Genomic DNA, 755 nt, shown 5'->3' on the forward strand with positions numbered 1-755 from the left:
TCGCATTTTGAACGTGTGTTCGATATTTTTACAAACATTTCGGGTGCTATTGATGTAAATTCTCAAGTATGTAGAATTCAATTCATAAAGCTTTCAAGAAATAAAATCAATTAAATAATTTTAGTTATTTTTATAAAACAAAATTTATTCATGGATACAACAGCACAAATAAAAAATAATTTAATTCGTAGAATTCAAGATTCCAAGGATTTAAATTTTTTGAAAGCGCTACAGACTATATTTGATAGTTCTGAACAAGAGTTGTTCCAATTGACGGCTGAACAAGCAGAATCTATTGAAACTGGACGTAGTGATATCAAAAAAGGAAATTTTATTAATAACGAAATCGTAATTTCAGAAATGAAAGAATGGCTAAGAAAAAAATAATTTGGTCATCTCGAGCGAAAGAAGAATTAAAAGAAGCTTTAGATTTCTATATGAAAAGAAATGGAAGCTCTGATTATAGTTTCAAAATTCTATTAGAAGTTGAAGATATAACACATACGCTCTCTAAGAGTCACTTCATTGGTAGATTGACATCAAATAAAATTACCAGAGTAATTCCAATGGACGTATATTTGATTTTTTATGAAATCAATAATGAGACTATCGAAATAGTATCCTTTTGGGATAATAGACAGGATACGAAAAAATCTCCTTGATCAAAAGTATTCATATCAACATTCTCCAATCTTTTCCGTATTTTTATAGGAAAAAGAAAAATCTAGTAAAAATCTTCAAATTTCAACTAGAAA

General features: G+C 27.5%; 2 protein-coding genes. Both read left to right on the plus strand.

Annotated features, from left to right (window positions below; all coding sequences use genetic code 11):
- Positions 1-150: 150 nt before the first annotated feature.
- On the plus strand, positions 151-387 hold the full coding sequence (locus tag AA089_RS23180; RefSeq protein WP_046759407.1) for a hypothetical protein: 237 nt from the start codon (positions 151-153) through the stop codon (positions 385-387).
- Positions 369-662, plus strand: a complete 294-nt coding sequence (locus AA089_RS23185) for a type II toxin-antitoxin system RelE/ParE family toxin (RefSeq protein WP_046759408.1) — start codon at positions 369-371, stop codon at positions 660-662. Before AA089_RS23180 ends, AA089_RS23185 begins: the two co-directional genes overlap by 19 nt.
- Positions 663-755 lie beyond the last annotated feature (93 nt).

It is taken from the genome of Kordia jejudonensis (assembly GCF_001005315.1).
GTDB classification, from domain to species: domain Bacteria; phylum Bacteroidota; class Bacteroidia; order Flavobacteriales; family Flavobacteriaceae; genus Kordia; species Kordia jejudonensis.

Coding starts and splice junctions, on each gene's coding strand:
- AA089_RS23185 (WP_046759408.1), top strand. CDS start 369: ATGGCTAAGAAAAAAATAATTTGGTCATCTCGAGCGAAAGAAGAATTA.
- AA089_RS23180 (WP_046759407.1), top strand. CDS start 151: ATGGATACAACAGCACAAATAAAAAATAATTTAATTCGTAGAATTCAA.